This window comes from Sphingomonas sinipercae, from assembly GCF_011302055.1.
Taxonomy (GTDB): Bacteria; Pseudomonadota; Alphaproteobacteria; order Sphingomonadales; family Sphingomonadaceae; genus Sphingomicrobium; species Sphingomicrobium sinipercae.
In genome coordinates this window covers 916,892-933,772 of the sequence record NZ_CP049871.1, presented here as the reverse complement: position 1 = coordinate 933,772, position 16,881 = coordinate 916,892, and the positions used below count along the sequence as shown (strand labels likewise).

The 16,881-nt window shown below is 65.9% G+C and carries 17 protein-coding genes; 9 read left to right on the top strand and 8 right to left on the bottom strand.

The window, feature by feature from the left end; translation table 11 throughout:
* Nucleotides 1–3 precede the first annotated feature (3 nt).
* Nucleotides 4–672, top strand: coding sequence for a glutathione S-transferase family protein (locus tag G7078_RS04820; RefSeq protein WP_166093550.1), 669 nt, complete (start codon nt 4–6; stop codon nt 670–672).
* Here the strand turns inward: G7078_RS04820 and G7078_RS04815 are convergent.
* Nucleotides 669–1,115, bottom strand: coding sequence for a cupin domain-containing protein (locus tag G7078_RS04815; protein WP_166093548.1), 447 nt, complete (start codon nt 1,113–1,115; stop codon nt 669–671). The two genes, G7078_RS04820 and G7078_RS04815, sit on opposite strands and share 4 nt — an antisense overlap.
* Nucleotides 1,116–1,150: 35 nt before the next feature.
* Here G7078_RS04815 and dapE point away from each other — a divergent pair, with 35 nt between their 5' ends.
* Complete coding sequence (gene dapE / locus G7078_RS04810) at nt 1,151–2,278, top strand: succinyl-diaminopimelate desuccinylase (RefSeq protein WP_166093546.1); 1,128 nt, start codon at nt 1,151–1,153, stop codon at nt 2,276–2,278.
* Here dapE and G7078_RS04805 read toward each other — a convergent pair.
* The 4 genes from G7078_RS04805 to G7078_RS04790 form a co-directional block, all read right to left on the bottom strand.
* Nucleotides 2,275–3,945 (bottom strand): putative bifunctional diguanylate cyclase/phosphodiesterase, encoded by a 1,671-nt coding sequence (locus G7078_RS04805; RefSeq protein WP_166093543.1) that lies wholly within the window; start codon nt 3,943–3,945, stop codon nt 2,275–2,277. The genes dapE and G7078_RS04805 overlap by 4 nt on opposite strands.
* A gap of 96 nt (nt 3,946–4,041) precedes the next feature.
* Nucleotides 4,042–4,407, bottom strand: coding sequence for a Smr/MutS family protein (locus tag G7078_RS04800; RefSeq protein WP_343037798.1), 366 nt, complete (start codon nt 4,405–4,407; stop codon nt 4,042–4,044).
* 154 nt (nt 4,408–4,561) lie between these two features.
* Nucleotides 4,562–5,758, bottom strand: a complete 1,197-nt coding sequence (gene mltA, locus G7078_RS04795) for a murein transglycosylase A (protein ID WP_166093538.1) — start codon at nt 5,756–5,758, stop codon at nt 4,562–4,564.
* Nucleotides 5,755–6,408 carry a Tim44/TimA family putative adaptor protein gene (locus G7078_RS04790; protein WP_166093536.1) on the bottom strand — a complete coding sequence of 218 codons (654 nt, stop codon included), beginning with the start codon at nt 6,406–6,408 and terminating at the stop codon, nt 5,755–5,757. Before G7078_RS04790 ends, mltA begins: the two co-directional genes overlap by 4 nt.
* A 181-nt stretch (nt 6,409–6,589) precedes the next feature.
* Between G7078_RS04790 and secB the strand changes: the two genes are divergently transcribed.
* The 5 genes from secB (at nt 6,590) to G7078_RS04765 (ending at nt 11,591) form a co-directional block, all read left to right on the top strand.
* Nucleotides 6,590–7,114 carry a protein-export chaperone SecB gene (gene secB / locus G7078_RS04785; RefSeq protein WP_166093533.1) on the top strand — a complete coding sequence of 175 codons (525 nt, stop codon included), beginning with the start codon at nt 6,590–6,592 and terminating at the stop codon, nt 7,112–7,114.
* A gap of 30 nt (nt 7,115–7,144) precedes the next feature.
* Nucleotides 7,145–8,704, top strand: coding sequence for a murein biosynthesis integral membrane protein MurJ (gene murJ, locus G7078_RS04780; RefSeq protein WP_166093531.1), 1,560 nt, complete (start codon nt 7,145–7,147; stop codon nt 8,702–8,704).
* Nucleotides 8,694–9,719: a tryptophan--tRNA ligase gene (gene trpS / locus G7078_RS04775; protein ID WP_166093529.1), complete on the top strand. Its 1,026-nt coding sequence runs from the start codon at nt 8,694–8,696 to the stop codon at nt 9,717–9,719. The genes murJ and trpS overlap by 11 nt, the downstream gene beginning before the upstream one ends.
* Before the next feature lie 79 nt (nt 9,720–9,798).
* Nucleotides 9,799–10,500 (top strand): DUF4136 domain-containing protein, encoded by a 702-nt coding sequence (locus G7078_RS04770; protein WP_166093526.1) that lies wholly within the window; start codon nt 9,799–9,801, stop codon nt 10,498–10,500.
* 131 nt (nt 10,501–10,631) lie between these two features.
* Nucleotides 10,632–11,591, top strand: coding sequence for a TraB/GumN family protein (locus tag G7078_RS04765; RefSeq protein WP_166093524.1), 960 nt, complete (start codon nt 10,632–10,634; stop codon nt 11,589–11,591).
* A 52-nt stretch (nt 11,592–11,643) separates the two neighbouring features.
* Here the strand turns inward: G7078_RS04765 and dnaA are convergent, their stop codons facing one another.
* From dnaA to mutM, 3 genes are all read right to left on the bottom strand, one after another.
* On the bottom strand, nt 11,644–13,032 hold the full coding sequence (dnaA, locus tag G7078_RS04760; RefSeq protein WP_166093520.1) for a chromosomal replication initiator protein DnaA: 1,389 nt from the start codon (nt 13,030–13,032) through the stop codon (nt 11,644–11,646).
* Between the two features lie 366 nt (nt 13,033–13,398).
* Entirely contained in the window at nt 13,399–13,662 is a 264-nt protein-coding gene (gene rpsT, locus G7078_RS04755; protein WP_166093519.1) for a 30S ribosomal protein S20, read from the bottom strand.
* A 103-nt stretch (nt 13,663–13,765) separates the two neighbouring features.
* Nucleotides 13,766–14,569 carry a bifunctional DNA-formamidopyrimidine glycosylase/DNA-(apurinic or apyrimidinic site) lyase gene (mutM, locus tag G7078_RS04750; protein ID WP_166096139.1) on the bottom strand — a complete coding sequence of 268 codons (804 nt, stop codon included), beginning with the start codon at nt 14,567–14,569 and terminating at the stop codon, nt 13,766–13,768.
* 46 nt (nt 14,570–14,615) lie between these two features.
* On the opposite strand from mutM, the gene G7078_RS04745 reads away from it, so the two are divergent.
* Complete coding sequence (locus G7078_RS04745) at nt 14,616–15,347, top strand: class I SAM-dependent methyltransferase (RefSeq protein ID WP_166093516.1); 732 nt, start codon at nt 14,616–14,618, stop codon at nt 15,345–15,347.
* Nucleotides 15,344–16,876: a 2-polyprenylphenol 6-hydroxylase gene (ubiB, locus tag G7078_RS04740; RefSeq protein ID WP_166093514.1), complete on the top strand. Its 1,533-nt coding sequence runs from the start codon at nt 15,344–15,346 to the stop codon at nt 16,874–16,876. The genes G7078_RS04745 and ubiB overlap by 4 nt, the downstream gene beginning before the upstream one ends.
* Nucleotides 16,877–16,881 lie beyond the last annotated feature (5 nt).

The window sequence follows — 16,881 nt, the reverse complement described above, 5'->3', positions numbered from 1 at the left end:
CCGTTGAAGCTCATCATCGGCAATCGCGCTTATTCCAGCTGGTCGATGCGCGGCTGGCTCGCCTGCAAGCAGTCGGGCGAGTCGTTCGAGGAACTGGTCGTGCCGATGTTCGGCGAAGAATGGGAGCGTCACCGGCAGGGTGACGAATTTGCCCCCTCGCTCGGCAAGGTGCCGATCCTGTGGGACGGCGATTGCGTCGTCTGGGACAGCCTGGCGATCATCGAATTCCTCGCCGACCGGGTCGGAAGCGAAGTGTTCTGGCCGGAAGATGCGGCGGCACGCGGAATGGCCCGGTCGATGGCTGCGGAAATGCATTCCAGCTTCGCCAACCTTCGCCGCGAGCTGACGATGAATGTCCGGCGAACCTACCCGCCAATCAAGCTTTCCGACGATGTCCGTGACGAGATCAACCGCATCCTGCAGCTATGGGCGCAGGCTCGCGCGCGTTACGGCGGCGGCGGCGATTTCCTGTTCGGGCGGTATTGCGCGGCCGACATCATGTTCGCGCCGGTCGTCACCCGCTTCATCACCTACGGCGTGCCGATGCCGCCGTTCGCCGCGCTCTACATGAAAGCGGTGCTGTCCCATCCGGACGTGAACGACTGGATCGACAAGGCGCAGGACGAGCCTTGGGTGATCGACCAATATGAAAGCGAAAACGACGCCGCTTAATAGGGCGTCCCGTCCTTGTGGACGTACGTGCCGTCGGCGGTGAACAGCATGTCGATATCGGAATAGCCGCCGCCCGTGCACTCACCGCCGCCGACCACGACGAACACACAGTCGGAATCGCTTTCGTTGCGCAAATGATGCCCGTTTCCGGTGCCCTTGCGCCAGCCGACACAGTCGCCGGCGCCAAGCACCGTCCGCCCTTCATCCTCGACCAGCACCGCCTGCCCGGAAAGCATGACCAGGAATTCATCTTCATTGTCGTGCCAGTGCCGCTGGCTCGACCAGGCGCCCGGCTTCAGCGTGACCTGGCGGACGCCGAACTCGGTGATTCCCGCGGCTTGGGCCAGCGGCCGCTGCCAGCGTCCCGCGACCTCCCGGTCATATGGCGCGGGATAGCCCGTCCGGTTGGTCGGTTCGATCCGATCGAGGTCGATTTTGGGCATGGTGCATCCCCGTTGCTCGTTTGCTAGGCCGCGGCATGGCCGATATCGATCCAGTAAGTCTCGCATCGCAACTCATCAACTGCGCGAGCGTCACGCCCGCGCGCGGCGAAGTGTTCGATGTGCTGGAACAAGCGCTCACTCCGCTCGGCTTCACCGTCCACCGCTGGGTGATGGGCGAAGCGCCGGACGGGCCGACCGAGAATATGGTGGCGATCCGCGGCGAGGGCTCGCCCCATTTCGGCTTTGCCGGGCACCTGGACGTCGTGCCTGCCGGCGAAGGCTGGGTCGGCGACCCGTACCACGCGGCCATTGCCGACGGGTTGCTGGTCGGACGCGGCGCCAACGACATGAAGTCGGCGATTGCCGCTTTCGTCGCCGCAGTCGCAAGCATCGGGCAGGCGCGCGGGACGATCTCATTGCTCATCACGGGCGATGAGGAAGGCTATGCGACCTACGGCACCCCGCGGATCATCGACTGGCTCAATGAACGCGGCATCCGGCCGGACATGATCCTGATCGGCGAGCCGACCTCGGTCGACCGGCTTGGCGATACGATCAAGATCGGCCGCCGCGGGTCGGCCAACATGTGGATCGACGTCCCGGGCGTGCAGGGGCACGTCGCTTACCCGCACCGCGCGACCAACCCGATCGGCCCGCTCGCCCGGGTCATCGCCGCCCTCGATTCGGTTCATCTCGACGACGGCACGGACGCCTTCCCGCCGTCGAACCTGGAATTCACCGGCATCGACACGCCGACCCACGCCAGCAACGTCATTCCCGGAAGCGCCACGGCGCAGCTCAATATCCGCTTCAACAACCTTCAGCGCGGCGAGGACCTGGTCCGCATGGTCGAAGAGGTTGCGGCACGCGAGGCGCCAGGAGCGACGGTGCGTGCGCGAATCTCGGGCGAAGCGTTCCTGACTCCGCCCGGCGAGCTGTTCGACGTCGTCGTCAGCGCGATCGAGGAGGAAACGGGGGCGAAGCCCGAGCTTTCGACCAGTGGCGGAACGTCCGATGGGCGGTTTCTGATCCAGCTTTGCCCGGTCGTCGATTTCGGCTTGCCGAACGCGACCATGCACAAGGTGGGCGAATGTGCCGCGGTTGAGGATATTCGTGCGCTGGCCCGGATTTACGCGCGCGCCCTGCGCAAGGTCGTGGGCTAAGCCACCGACCGGGACAGGCCGCCGGCATGGCGGACCCACGAGCGATATTCGCCTTCCCGCATCGGCTGCGCGAAGACGTAGCCCTGGACGGTCTGGCAGCCCATCGCGCGCAGGATGTCGGCCTGCGCGGCGGTTTCCACCGCTTCAGCAACGATTTCGCAGCCGACGCCATGGACCAGGTGAATGACCGCCTGCACCACCACCCGCGCCTTTTCGCAGGTTTCGATGTCGCTGATCAGCGATGGGTCGAGCTTGACCCGGTCGAGCGGCATCGAGCGCAAGCGCGCGATGTTGGAATAGCCGGTCCCGAAGTCGTCGATCGCGATCCGCGCTCCGTCGCGCCGAAGGGCGGCGATCTCGGCCAGCACAGCCTCGCTCGCTTCCATCGCCGCGCTCTCGATGAACTCGAGCTCGATCAGCGATAGCGGCACGTCCCGTTCGGCAAAGGATTGGCGCAGGCGCGTGAAGAAGTCGGCGCGGTCGAGCTGGCGCGGGCTGACATTGAAAGAAATCCGGTGTGCGGCACCATCGCGCTGCCAGCCCGCAAGCATCAGCGCGACTTCGCTGGTCACCCAATCGCCGACTTCACTGATCATGCCGGTGCGCTCGGCGATCGGAATAAAGGTATCGGGCATGCGCAGTCCGTCGCGCGGATGGTTCCAGCGCAGCAGCGCTTCGGCGCCGACGACTTCGCCGCTGACCAGGCTCAACTGCGGCTGCAGCGCCAGTTCCAGCTCGCCGCGAAGCAGCGCCTCGTTCAGCGCGCGCTCGGTTTCGATCTTGTCCTGGTGCTCGGCCGCCAATTCTTCGTTGAACAAGCAATGCTGGCCGCCGCCACGGGCCTTGGCGCGGTACATGGCGATATCCGCGGCGCGCATCAGCGCCTCGATGCTGGCGCCATGTTCCGGGCTGATCGAAACGCCGACCGAAGCACCGATATCCACGCTGTGGCCATATAGCTCAAACGGCTCGGCGATCGCCATCGCGACCCGGCGCGCCACCCGCTCGATCTCATCGGCCGATTTGACGGCCGGGAAGAAGATCGTGAATTCGTCGCCTGCAAGGCGCGCAAGCAGCGGCCGCTTGGTGGCCCCGCCCCCCATCTCGTTCGTCACGACCACCCGCAGGCGGTTTGCGACCATGATCAACAGCTGGTCGCCGCGCGCATGGCCAAGGCTGTCATTGACCGATTTGAAGCGATCGAGGTCGACGAACAGCATCGCCGACATTTCGCCTGCCGGAATGCCCCCAAGCAACTTGTCGGCTTCGGAGCGGAAATGGAGTCGGTTCGGAAGCGAGGTGACCGGGTCGTACATGCCCAGCGCATGGGCGTTTTCGATCGAGGCGCGCACTTCGGAAAACAGGCGGTCGACCGCCGCAGCGAGCTTCGGCATCGTCTTGCGGACGGCCGGCGGTGCAGGGGAGACCAGGTCGCCGTCTTCGACCGCGAGCAGCCGTTCGGCCAGCGTCGAAAGCGCCCGGGCGCTTTCGCTATTGGGGCGTTCCGACGCTATGTAGCTGATTAACAAGCAAAATGTACCGGCAATCAGCGAGGCCAAGATCTTGGTGTCGAGCTCGGTCAGGTACAGCAGGGTCGCGAGCGAAAAGACGAAGGACGCCACGCCGGCCGCGGTCGACAGCACCGCGTTGCTGATCTTCTGCGCCATGCCTGGTTGCATCGGAAGTATTCTTGCGCCCCGCTTGGCGGACTTTCCCGCCGGACATGCGGATTAAACGGGATCGGTTAAGAAAAAGTGGAGTGCCTAGCGAGCGCGGCGAAGGACGATGTAAAGGCTGCCCCCGCCACCGTGCCGCTGGTGCGCGCCCCTGACCGCGGCGATGCGGCCGCTGTGGCGCGACGCGGCCAGCCAATCGTGCACCGCGGCGCGGATCTTCCCGCGCTGCACCGGCGGCGCCCCAGCCCGCGCGTGCCCGGTAATCAGCAGCAGCAACCGGTCCCCGGCGCCGATCGCCCGGTCGAGCCCGTCGTCAATCGCCTGCCACGCCTGGTCGAGATTGCGCCCATGTAGGTCGATGGTCCGGTCCGGCTGGACGGTGCCGGACCGGAGGCGTCGGTCCCACGCCGCATCGAGCGTCGCATCCGCGTGCGTCCGGGACCGCTGCTTCACCGCAACGGGAGCGCGCGGCGCGGGGGTGCGCCCGCGCGGCGCAGCAGCGACAGTGGGCTCAGCCTGCAATTGGCGCGTTGCTGCCGGCTTCTCTGGAGCGTCGCGGGAAAGCGGTCGGATCGTCGCGGTCACCCGCGACCAGAGCTCGGCCTCTTCAGGGCCTAGCGAGCGCACGCTGGGCTGCGCCCTTGGGCAAGAGGATCAGCGCTTGTCCCGAAGCCGACATGCCGCCGGCGGTGCGCTTTGCGTAATCGCCGGCGCCCCAGAAGGTGTCGAAGCGGTTGGCGCCCTTGATGGCGCCGCCGGTGTCCTGCGCGACCCACAGCCCGTTCGCCTCCGGGCGGTCGACCCGCATGAAGATCGGTGCGCCCAGCGGCACGAATTTCGGATCGGCGGCAACCGTCGTCCGCTCCGTCACTGGCACGCCAAGCGCGCCCAGCGGGCCCGGCCCGGTCAGCACCTTGAAGAAGATATAGGACAGGTTTTCCCGCATCAGCGCCCGGCCCTGCTCCGGGTTGGCGCGCATCCACGCGACGATCGCGTCCATGTTGGCCCCGCCGGGCGGCAGGATCCCGCGCTCCCGCAGCTGGCGCCCAATGGCGACATATTCGCGGCCGTTCTGATTGTCGTAACCGATTCGCAAGATGCTGCCGTCCGGGAATCGGACTCGGCCGGAGCCCTGGATCTGCAGGAAGAACAGCTCGATCGGGTCGGCGGCCCAGGCGATTTCAAGGCCCTTGCCGACCAAGGCGCCATCTTCGATCTGCGGGCGGTCGTAATAAAAGACGCAGGCGCCGTTGGCGTCGATCCGGCCGCGGCCAGTCTGCCCGTCGGCCCGCGTGCAACGAATGAGATCGGGCGGCGTGCGATAGATTGGGACGTAGCCCGGCAGCGGCGTCGGCGAGCCGGCAATTTCCGGCTCGTAATAGCCGGTCGCGAACGCCTTGCCGTCCCCGACCTGGACCCAGTCGAAGCGCTCCCGGAAGAAGGCCGGCGCTTGCAGCGGCGTGATCGTTGCCGCTTCCGCACACACCGCCACCCAATCGGCGGGATTGGCGAGGCCGGATGCGTCCGCGCGGGTGCGGACCGACCGGCAACTGATCCGAAAGGCAGCAAGCGCGCGGGCTGCCTGCTCGGCGCCGATCAGTTGCGGAGCAGCAAGCAGGATTCCCGCTTCCCGCGCCGTCGCCGGCTTGGGCGGTTCGACGAGCGGCGGCTGCACGACCGGCGGTTGGCTCACCGGTGGCTGAACCACTGGCGGCTGGCCGACCGGCGGCTGCGCCGGCTTGGTGGCGCAGGCAGCGACGAACAACAAAGAAGCAAGCGCGGCTGCGCGCGCGGCGAACCTCACTCTTCCTCGTCTGTTTCGACCAGGAGCCAATTGGGATCGCGCGCGCCGATGTCGCGGCGGAAGGTCCACAGGTCGCGCGTCTGGACGGCATCGCTCATCGACCCGGCGACGACTTCCGCCGCCGCATTGCGGGTCACCGCGGCAATGTCGGCTTCAAGCCGGACGGTAACGAACGCGACGCTTTGCTCGAGCGTCGCCGAAGCAATCACCGCCTGCTCGATGGCGACGATGCGGTTATCGACGACCAGGCCGTCCGCCTTCCGCTGCTCGACCGAGGAGGCGAAAGTGTCGAACACATTATCGTCCACGTAAGGACGAACCGCCTCCATGTCGCCTTTCCAGTAAGCTTCCAGGATCATCCGGTAAGCCGCCTTGGCGCCGTCGAGAAACCGGGCAACGTCGAACGCCGGATCGGCGGCAAGCAGCGCGCGAACGCCGGGCCCCGCCATCGGCAGGTACGCAAGGTCGGCCGGGTCGCTCGCCGGTTGCGGCATCGCAGAGGGTGCGGCCGGCCGCGGCTCGACCCGAGCATCGGGATCGGCCGGCTTCAGGATCGGCTGCTGTTCATGCCCGGTCCGTTCGCCAAGCACGCTGTAAAGCCGCAGGCCGACGAACAATGCGATCAGCGCGAGGATGACAATCAGGGTCAAAAGAGCGGTTCCAGAGCCAAGAGTTTCAAATCAACATAGTGCGCAAGCGAACAGGATTCAAAGTGGCCGTTCGCACGTGTCGGCGCCATTGCACCCCATTTCACCGGCTGCTAGGCGCCCTGCCGATAACGCAGCTGGCATCCGTCCGGCTCCCCAACATCAGATATTGAGGCGAAATAGCATGGCTGACCAGGATCCGAACCCCGCTGGCAACGGCGCCGACGGTGCAGAGGACCAGCCGCAGGTCGCGACCATCGCGCAATATGTGAAGGACTTGTCGGTCGAGAGCCCAAGCTCTCCCCAGGTCTTCCAGTGGCAGGAACAGCCGGGCCTCGACGTCCAGTTCCAGCTCAACGTCAACAACGTCCAGACCGACGTCCACGAAGTCTCGCTCAAGATCGAGGTGAAGGCGACGTCGGCGCAAGGGACCCACTTCCTCGTCGACCTGACCTACGCGGGCCTGTTTGGCATCCGCAACCTGCCGGAAGAAGCGATGGCGCCCTTCCTGCTGATCGAAGCGCCGCGCCTGCTGTTCCCGTTCGCGCGCCAGATCGTCGCCGATTCGATCCAGAACACCGGCTTTGCGCCGCTCCTGCTCGACCCGATCGACTTCGCCGCCGCTTACATGAACCAGGTGCAGGCGCAGCAGGGCGAGGGCGCCGGAGGCGGGGCCACGCCCGCCGTCGAAGGTTCGACCGACGCCTAAACCGGCGGCTCTGACAGGGCGGCTGCGCCAATGAACCTCGTCAAGGCCACGGGCACGATCGGCGGCTTGACCATGGTCAGCCGGATCGCGGGTTTCGCCCGCGAGATGCTGATGAGCCGGATTCTTGGCGCCAGCGCCGAAGCGTCCGCATTCGTCATCGCCTTCCGGCTTCCCAACACATTCCGCCGCCTGTTCGGCGAAGGCGCGTTCTCGGCGGGCTTCGTGCCGCTGTTCAGCCAGCGGCTGCACGGCGAAGGCGGCGAGAAAGACGCGCGGCAGTTCAGCGAAGAAGTGCTGGCGGTCTTCCTGCCGACTCTGGTGCTGTTTACACTGGTGTTCGAGCTGATCATGCCGCTCTTCGTGGCGGCCTTGTCCGGCTATTCGGGCGAGCAGCTCGCGGTCACGACTTTCCTTACACGCATCACATTTCCGTACCTGCTGCTGATCAGCCTGGTCTCGCTGTTTTCGGGAATCCTGAATTCGCTCGCGCGCTTTACGGCTGCGGCCTTCGCCCCTGCCCTTCTGAACCTTGCGATGCTCGCGGCGCTGATCCTTGTCCCGGAGGGCGGGCAGCCGTCCGCCACCGCGCTATCGATCGGCGTCACCATCGGCGGGGTCCTGCAGCTTGCCCTGTTGATCTTCGCCGCCAGGCGCGCCGGCATTTCCCTGAAGCTGCGGCGGCCGCGGATGACCCCGGGCGTTCGGCAATTCGTGCGCGTCGTCGTGCCAGCTACGCTGGGCGCGGGCGTCTACCAGATCAGCGCCTTCATCGACACGTTCTTCCTCGCCCGAATCAGCGAGGGCGCGCCGGCGATCTTCAACTATGCCGATCGCCTCAACCAGCTGCCGCTCGGCGTCATCGGGGCCGCGCTCGGGACTGCGATCCTGCCGCAGGTCAGCCGGTTTGTCGGCGCCAACGACCCGGCCCGGGCCGCGAAGGTCCAGGGCGATGCGGCCGAGCTTGCGATGCTGCTGTGCCTTCCGGCCGCTGTCGCACTCGCCGTTGCATCGGAACCCCTGATCGGCGCCCTGTTCCAGGGCGGCGAGTTCAAGGCCGCCGACGCGTCGATCACCGCCACCGTTCTAACGCTGATCGTCGTAGGGCTTCCCGCCTACGTGTTGGTCAAGGTCCTCACTCCGGGCTTTTACGCCCGGCAGGACACCGCGACGCCGGTGAAGACAGCCGCTTTCGTGCTGCTCGCCAACATCGCGCTCAACTTCATCCTGATCCCGCCGTTCGGAATCGCCGGCCTCGCCGCCGCGATCGCCATCGCCAGCTGGCTCAACTGCGTGATCCTCTACGTCATCCTCCATCGCCGCGGGCATTTCCGGGTCGAACGCTGGCTGGCCAGCCGGATCGTCAGGCAATTGCTGGCTGCGGCCGCCATGGCCGCCGCCATCTACGGCGTCCGGTTCGTCATCGGCGACTGGTTCACCGGCGGCGTCGGACATCGCCTGTTGGGCGTCATCGCCCTCGTCGGGGTCGGCATGGCCGTCTACTTCCCGCTCGCATGGTTGCTGGGCGGCATGGACAAGGACGCCTTCAAGACGTTGCTCCGCCGCAAGAGGCCGGTCGAAGATGCTGGATAGCCCCTCTCCCACCCCGGTGACCCGGGTCGTCTCCGGAATCCAGCCGACCGGCGGGCTTCACCTCGGCAACCTGCTCGGCGCGATCTTGCGTTGGGTCCGGATGCAGGAAGAGGCGGAATGCCTGTTCTTCCTTGCCGACCTCCACGCGTTGACCGTCGACGTCGATCCCGCGGACCTTGCGTCCAACATCCGCGAAATGGCGGCCGCTCTGATCGCCAGCGGCGTCGATCCGGCGAAGTCGACCCTGTTCCGCCAGAGCGCCGTGCCCGCCCACGCCCAGCTCGCCTGGGTGCTTCAGGGCACCGCGCGTATCGGCTGGCTGAACCGCATGACCCAGTTCAAGGAGAAGTCGGGGAAGAACAAGGAAGGCTCGTCGGTCGGGCTCTTCACTTATCCCGTGCTGCAGGCCGCCGACATCCTGCTGTACCACGCCAGCCACGTGCCGGTGGGTGAGGACCAGAAGCAGCATATCGAACTGACCCGCGACATCGCGCTCAAGTTCAACAACGACTTCAACGTCGACCTGTTCGTCGTGCCCGAACCGTACATCGGTGGCGGCACCGCCGCGCGGGTCATGAGCCTTCGCGACGGCACTGCGAAAATGAGCAAGTCCGACCCCTCGGAAATTAGCCGGATCCTGCTGACCGACGATGACGACACGATCGCCCAGAAAGTGCGCAAGGCGAAGACCGATCCCGAGCCGCTGCCGGCGGACCCTGCCGAGCTGGCCGGCCGCGCGGAAGCGAAGAACCTGGTGGGCATCTATGCCGCAATTGTCGGCGAGAGCGTCGAAGCGGTGCTTGCGCGCTTTTCGGGCCAGGGGTTCGGCACTTTCAAACCGGAGCTGGCCGATGCGCTGGTTGCGCTACTCGCGCCGATCCGGACGCGCCTGGTCGAGCTTCGCGGCGATCCCGGCGAACTCGACCGGCTGCTGGAAATCGGCGCCGCGAGGGCCCGCGACTTGAGCGAGCCGACGCTGGCCGAAGCCTATCGCGCGGTCGGCCTGTCGCGCTGAGGGCCTCGCATCGACGGTTGGCGGCCGTCCGTGCTACACTGCGGAAGTTCCTAGGAAATTCCTTCCGAGTCGAGGCGTAATGAACATCATCAAGAAGCTTGGGGCTGCGGCGCTGATCGGCGCTTCGCTCGCCCTTTCCGCCTGCACGACCGGCCTTCCGGCCAAGGTTACGCGCTATTCCGCAATGCCGGTCCCGGCCGGCCAGTCCTTTTACGTGGTTCCCGGCAACGGCACCGCGTCCGGCTTGCAGTTCAACAGCTTCGCCGGTGTCGTGACTCGGCAACTGGCGGCGCGCGGATACCGGGCCGCCGCCTCGCCGCAGGCCGCGGACATGCTCGTCCGGGTCAGCTACGGCGTCGACCAGGGCAAGCAGGAGGTCGAGGTCGATCCGTTCGGCCGCTACGGCCGGTTCGGCGATCCCTTCTACCGCGGCTTCTACGACCCGCGCTTCGGCGTCTATTACGGCCGCCCTTATTATAGCCGCTACGGCTATTGGGGCCCGCGCTCGCCTTATTATTACGGCTGGAACGACCCGTTCTGGTACCGCCGTGGCGGCGGCCTGGGCGGCGACGTGCGGGTCTACACCGTCTTCCAGAGCTTCCTGGACATGGACATCGTCCGCCGCGCCGACAATGCGCCGCTGTTCGAAGGCCATGCCCGGGCGCGTTCGCAGACCGACGAGCTCGGCACCCTCGTCCCGAACCTGGTCGACGCGATGTTCACCGGCTTCCCCGGTCGCAATGGCGAGACTGTGCGGATCACCGTTCCCGCGCATCGCTAAGCAAGCGCACTAGAGCGGGAGAAGCGGCCCGTCCGGACAAGGTCCGGGCGGGCTTTTTCTCGACCACCGGTCGAACGTGAGGACTCCCCGGTCGAACTATCGTTGTCCCACGCAGGGATGGCGGCTCGGCCTTGGAGCGAATTGAGAAAAGGGTCGGTATGCTGAAGTCGTCTAAACTCTGTGCGGCGGCGCTTGTCGTCTTAACGGTACCGGCTCAAGCTCAGGCTCCAGCTGCGGCTTCTGCCGACGAGATTATCGTAACGGCGGTGCGTACCGGCGCGCCAGTCTGGCGCGTGACTTCGGGTGGATCGACCTTGGTCCTCGTTGGCGCCATCGACGACGTCGCCGCGGGTACGAACTGGCGGCCGCAGGCGCTGGCGGAGACGGTCAGCAAATCGGATCGCGTCATGTTTCCGCAAATGGTGTCAGTCGGAATCTCGCCGTTCAGCATCGTTGGCTATTATGCGAAATGGAAACGACGGGCGCGATTGCCACAAGGGCAAAGCTTGTCGGCGATGCTCGGTCCCGCGGACGCAGCCCGCTTGCAGCGTTTGGCACGCAGCGGCTTCGTACCGGCCGATTTTGACCGATGGCACCCGCTTCACCTCGCCTTCAACATGCAGGACCGACTCCGCAAGCAGACGAAGTTGATGGAAGGGCCGGTCACCACCGTCGCGCGTGCGGCCAGCAAGTATAAGGTGCCGAGAGTGGCGATTGATCGCACCTCGGCCAGCTACATGCTCGGAAGCGTCTTTGCTTCCCAGCCGGCGGAACACCTGCCCTGCCTGCGCGCCACGATCGGCGCCCTCGAGGCCGGCCCCGACGGGTTGCGCAAGCGCTCACGCGATTGGGCAAACAAGCAAGTCCAGGCATCCCTCGCGGCTCCGGCAAGCGCCTTGGGGCAATCCTGCTGGCCTTCGAACACACGGCTGCCGGCCAGTGCCACACTGTTCAACCGAGCCGTAGGGGCATTGCACGCGCGGGGAACGACACTCGCCGTGCTCAAGCTCAATGCTTTGGCCAGCAACGGCGGGCTGCTCGACAGGCTTCGCGCCTCGGGATTCCAGATCGAGGGGCCGGCTTGGCGGTAGTTCGAAGTATGGTTGAAAGTCGGAGCGGCGCCGTCTGACCGCTTGCTCGCTCTTACCCCTCGAGCTGCCTCGTCAGCAGGCGGATATCGGCGTCCAGCTCGGTGTCCTGCGCGCGCAATTTCTCGATCTGGCGGACGGCGTGGATGACGGTCGTGTGGTCGCGCCCGCCGAAGCGCCGGCCGATGTCGGGCAGCGACTTGGGGGTCAACTGCTTGGACAAGTACATCGCCACCTGGCGCGGCCGGGCGACTTCGCGGGCGCGCCGTGCCGACGTCATCTCGGCCTTGCGGATCCGGTAATGCTCGGCGACCTGCGCCTGGATTTCGTCGATCGTAATCCGCCGCTGGTTGGCACGCAGCACGTTGGCGAGCACTTCCTCGACGAAGGCAATGTCGATTTCGCGGCCAGTCATCATCGCATAAGCGGCGATGCGGTTGAGCGCCCCTTCCAGCTCGCGGACGCTGGAGGTCACCCGCCGTGCCAGGAATTCGACGACATTGCGCGGCATCTCGACCGCCGGCAGCGCGCCAAGCTTGGCGAGGATGATGTTGTAGCGAAGCTCAAAGTCCGCCGAGTTGATGTCGGCAACCAGGCCCCACGACAGGCGCGAGAGGATTCGCGGCGCGATCCCGTCCAGGTCCTGCGGCGCCCGGTCGGAGGTGATCACCAGCCGCTTACCGGCGCCGATGATCTCGTTCATCGTGTGGAAGAATTCTTCCTGGGTCGAATCCTTGCCGGCGATGAACTGGACGTCGTCGATCAGCAGCAGGTCGGCGCCGCGCAACCTGCTCTTGAAGCCGATCGTGTCATTTTCCTTCAGCGCCCGGATGAACTCGACCATGAATTTTTCGGCCGACATCGACACGATCTTGCGGCCGCGGTGACGCTCCGAAAACGCGTGACCGATGGCGTGAAGCAAGTGGGTCTTGCCGCGACCCGTGCCGCCATGGATGAATAGCGGGTTGAAGCCCACCTCCTCGCTGGTGGCGAGCGTCCGCGCGGCGGTCGCCGCAACCTCGTTCGCCTTGCCCAGGACGAAAGTTTCGAACCGGTAACGCGGGTCGAAATTGGGAGTCGAAGGATCGCGCTCCGCGGGCGATGCCGCCGGGATTTCCTCAAGGATCAGCAGGGGCGCCGGCTTGGGAGCGTCGGCGGCCGCCATCACCCGCACTTCGCGGACGATCGGCAAGGTCGCGCGCCACGCCAGGGTCAACCGTTCGCCGAAGTGCGAGCGCACCCAGTCGGCCATGAACTGGCTTGGCATCAACAGGTCCAGCGCACCGCTGTCCGGGTCGAGGGTGCCGAGCTGGGCCGGCTTCAGCCAGCCGTCGAACGTACGTGCGCCAAGGTCCCGCCGAAGGCCCGACCGGATCGACTCCCACGCCGCCTCAAGCGGTGCCGCGAGCTTGCTGTCGACCAAATCTGTCCCGCCGCCGTGCACTGGCTCGCACCTCCTCCGCTGCCCTCATCAAGACGCAGGTCGATCCGGCACGCGACTTCCGAGTCGCGCGCTTGATGCTCTGTTTCTGTCTTGCCCCCGGCGCCGAACGCGCCTCGGAAGAGTGTTTCTGAAAGCCTGCGAGGCAGCTTTCAAGATGAGAATTTTCACAAATGTGAAATAAACTGGCTTGACAGCGGAAATGCTGGGAAAGTCGCTGAAATGTCTGAAAACTGCGCTTTTTTGCGTCGTTAACTTTAGGGTCACCGCGCGAATCGCGGAGATTCCTCGGTTTTTTCCACAGGGCGAAAAAAAGCGGGCCGCCGGCTTACCCGGCGACCCGCTAGATCGTCCCATTTCGGCGCGGTCTTAGCCGAGCGCCGCAACTCGTTTTGCGAGCCGCGAAAATTTCCGCGACGCGGTATTCTTGTGCAGGACTCCGCGAGCCACGCCGCGGGCCATTTCCGGCTGCGCGTTGCGAAGCGCCTGGACCGCATCGTCCTTCTTGCCCGAAGCAACCGCCGACTCGACGGCCTTGATGAAGGTCCGGATGCGGCTGATTCGCGCGTGGTTGATCGTCGCGCGGTTTGCGTTGCGGCGGATGCGCTTCTTGGCTTGCGGCGTGTTCGCCATTCTTAGCTCGTCCTCGTCTCAGGAAAGTCTCATGAAAAACGGCGCCGGAAGCACGCAGCTCCGCGCCGATCTGCCGCTCCCCTACTCCCAGAGGCAATTCGGGTCAATGCTGGCAGCGGGGACAATAGAAAGTCGATCGCCCGCCCTGCACGATCCGCTTGACGCTGCCGCCGCATTCGCACGGCGCGCCTTCGCGGCCATAGACGGCAAAGCTCTTCGAAAAATAGCCGAGCTCGCCGTCGGGCTGGGCGTAATCGCGCAGGCTCGACCCACCGGCGTCGATCGCTTCGTTGAGGACGGCGTGGATTGCGGGGACGAGCCGTTCGAGCCGTCCTCGCGACACGGAACCGCCGGCGCGCTTGGGGTTGATCCGTGCGCGATAAAGCGCCTCACAGACGTAGATATTTCCCAGGCCCGCAACGATCCGCTGATCAAGCAGGAGCAGCTTGATCGCTGCCTTGCGCCCATCGAGCCGCCGTTCGAGTTCGGGCGCGGTCAGGTCGAACGGTTCGGGGCCGATGCCCTTCAGCCCGGGCAGGTCGCCAACCGCCTCGCTTCGGACCAGGTCCACCGAGCCGAAACGGCGCGGATCGTTAAGCGCCAGCCGGTCCCCGCGCCCGGTTTCGATCACCAGATGGTCGTGCTTTTCCGGGTCCCGGTTGATCCGCCAGCTGCCCGACATGCCGAGGTGAAAGACCAGGCTGTCGCCGCGGTCGGTATCGATGATCCCGTATTTCGCCCGGCGGTGGAGGTTGGTGACCGTGGCGCCGGTCAGCCGCTGGCCGAGGTCGACCGGAATCGCCCGGCGCAGGTCGGCACGATTGGCGACAATATGGCGGATGGTCTGCCCTTTGAGCACCTTGGCTAGCCCGCGCACGGTGGTTTCGACTTCGGGAAGCTCGGGCACAGCAGCCATATGGCGAACGTTCACCGAGCCAGCTAGAGGCAGCGCCATGAGCGAGCAGGTCAACTTCGGCGAGCAGCTGGTCACCCCGGACGAGAAGACGCGCCGAGTCGGGCAGGTCTTCAGTTCGGTCGCGCGCCGCTACGACGTGATGAACGATTTGATGAGCGGCGGCATGCACCGGCTGTGGAAGGATCGCTTCGTCGCTCGGGTGAAGCCGCGCGCCGGCGAGCAGATCCTCGACATGGCCGGCGGCACTGGCGACGTCGCCTTCCGGATGGCGCGGCGCGGCGCCCATGTCACGGTCAGCGACATCAATGCCGACATGCTTGCCGTCGGCATGGAGCGTGCCGAGGCCCGCGGGCTGGAGAACCTCAGCTGGAAGCAGGAAAATGCCGAAAGCCTGAGCTTCCCCGACCAGGGCTTCGATGCTTACACCATCGCTTTCGGCATTCGGAACGTCACCGACATCCCGGCCGCGCTCCGCGAGGCGCATCGCGTGCTCAAGCATGGCGGCCGCTTCTACTGCCTGGAATTCTCGACCACCGAATGGCCCGGCTTCGGCGCGCTTTACGACCGCTATTCGGAAAAGGTCATTCCGAAGGTCGGCAAGGCGGTCGCCAACGATGAGGCCAGTTACCGGTATCTGGTCGAATCGATCCGCCGCTTTCCCAAAATGCCGGAGTTTCGCCGGATGATCGCGGATGCCGGATTCCAGCGCACTTCGGTCGAGCCGATCCTTGGCGGCCTCGTCGCGATCCATTGCGGCTGGCGCATTTGACCCGGACGACGACCCACGTCTGGCGGCTGTTGAAGTGGGGGCGGACGCTCGCTCGCCACGGCGCGCTGCGCGGCATCGAGAACGATCCGGCGACGCCCAAACAGGTCCGGCGGATCGCGCGCATCGCCCGCTTCGGCCTGCCCCAGCCCAAGGACCCGGACTATGCAGCCGCCCTGCAGGCGATCGGCCCGGCGGCGATCAAGCTTGGCCAAACGCTTTCGACCCGCCCCGATCTGGTGGGGGCGGCGGCGGCGGCAAACCTGTCGCGGCTGCAGGACAATCTCCCGCCAGCGCCCTTTGCGCTGATCCGGCAGGCAATCGAATCCTCGTTCGACGCGTCGCTCGACCAGTTGTTCGCCGAGTTCGATCCGAACCCGATCGGCGCGGCATCGATCGCGCAGGTGCACAAGGCGGTGACGACCGAAGGCCGCGAGGTTGCGGTCAAGGTGCTTCGCCCCGGCATCGAGCAGGAGTTCGCGCGCGCCATCGAGACATATGAATGGGCCGCCGCGCAGACCGAGAGCGCCGGGGGCGAAGTCGCGCGGCTGCGCCCGAGACTGGTCGTCGCGCACTTCAAGCAATGGACCGCGCGGGAGCTGGACCTTCAGCGCGAAGCTGCGTCGGCGTCCGAGCTGAAGGAAAATCTGACCGCTGAGCCGGGCTTCTACGTGCCCGAGATCGATTGGCGGCGCACGGCGCGGCGGGTGCTGACCCTGGAATGGCTGCCGGGGATCAAGCTCAACGACCGCCAGGCGCTGATCGACGCCGGCCACAACTGCAAGGACCTTGCCGCGATCCTGGTTCGCGCCTTCCTTCGCCAGGCGATCGTCGACGGTTTCTTCCACGCCGACCTCCACCACGGCAACCTGTTCGCGCTTCCGGACGGGCGGATTGCGGCAATCGATTTCGGGATCATGGGCAGGGTCGACCGGCGCGCGCGGGTGTGGCTGGCCGAAATCCTCTACGGGCTGATCACCGGCAATTACCGCCGCGTCGCCGAAATCCACTTCGAGGCGCAATACGTCCCAAGCCATCACAATGTGGACGAGTTCGCAACCGCGCTGCGCGCCGCCGGCGAGCCGATTCGCGGGCTTCCGGTCAAGGACATTTCCGTCGGGCGGATGCTCGAAAGCCTGTTCACCATCACCCGCGATTTCGAGATGCCGACCCAGCCGCACCTGCTGCTGCTGCAGAAAACCATGGTGATGAACGAAGGCATCGCGACCGAGCTCGATCCGGACATCAACATGTGGGAAACCGCCGACCCGTTCCTGCGCGACTGGATGCGAACGGAGCTCGGCCCCGAAGCCTATTACGCCGACCGAATCGTCGACACCGTGCGCGCACTGAAGAAGATTCCGGACCTGATCGATCGTCTCGACCATTACTACCCGCCGCCGGGCGCCGCGCCGCCTCCACCGCCGCTACCGGAGATCGAGGTCATCCAGCGACCGCGCCTTGGCGGCTACGCGCTTGCCGCGATTATCGGCGGGCTGATAGCCGCGGCGGCCATGCTTCTGCTACGCTAGCGCCG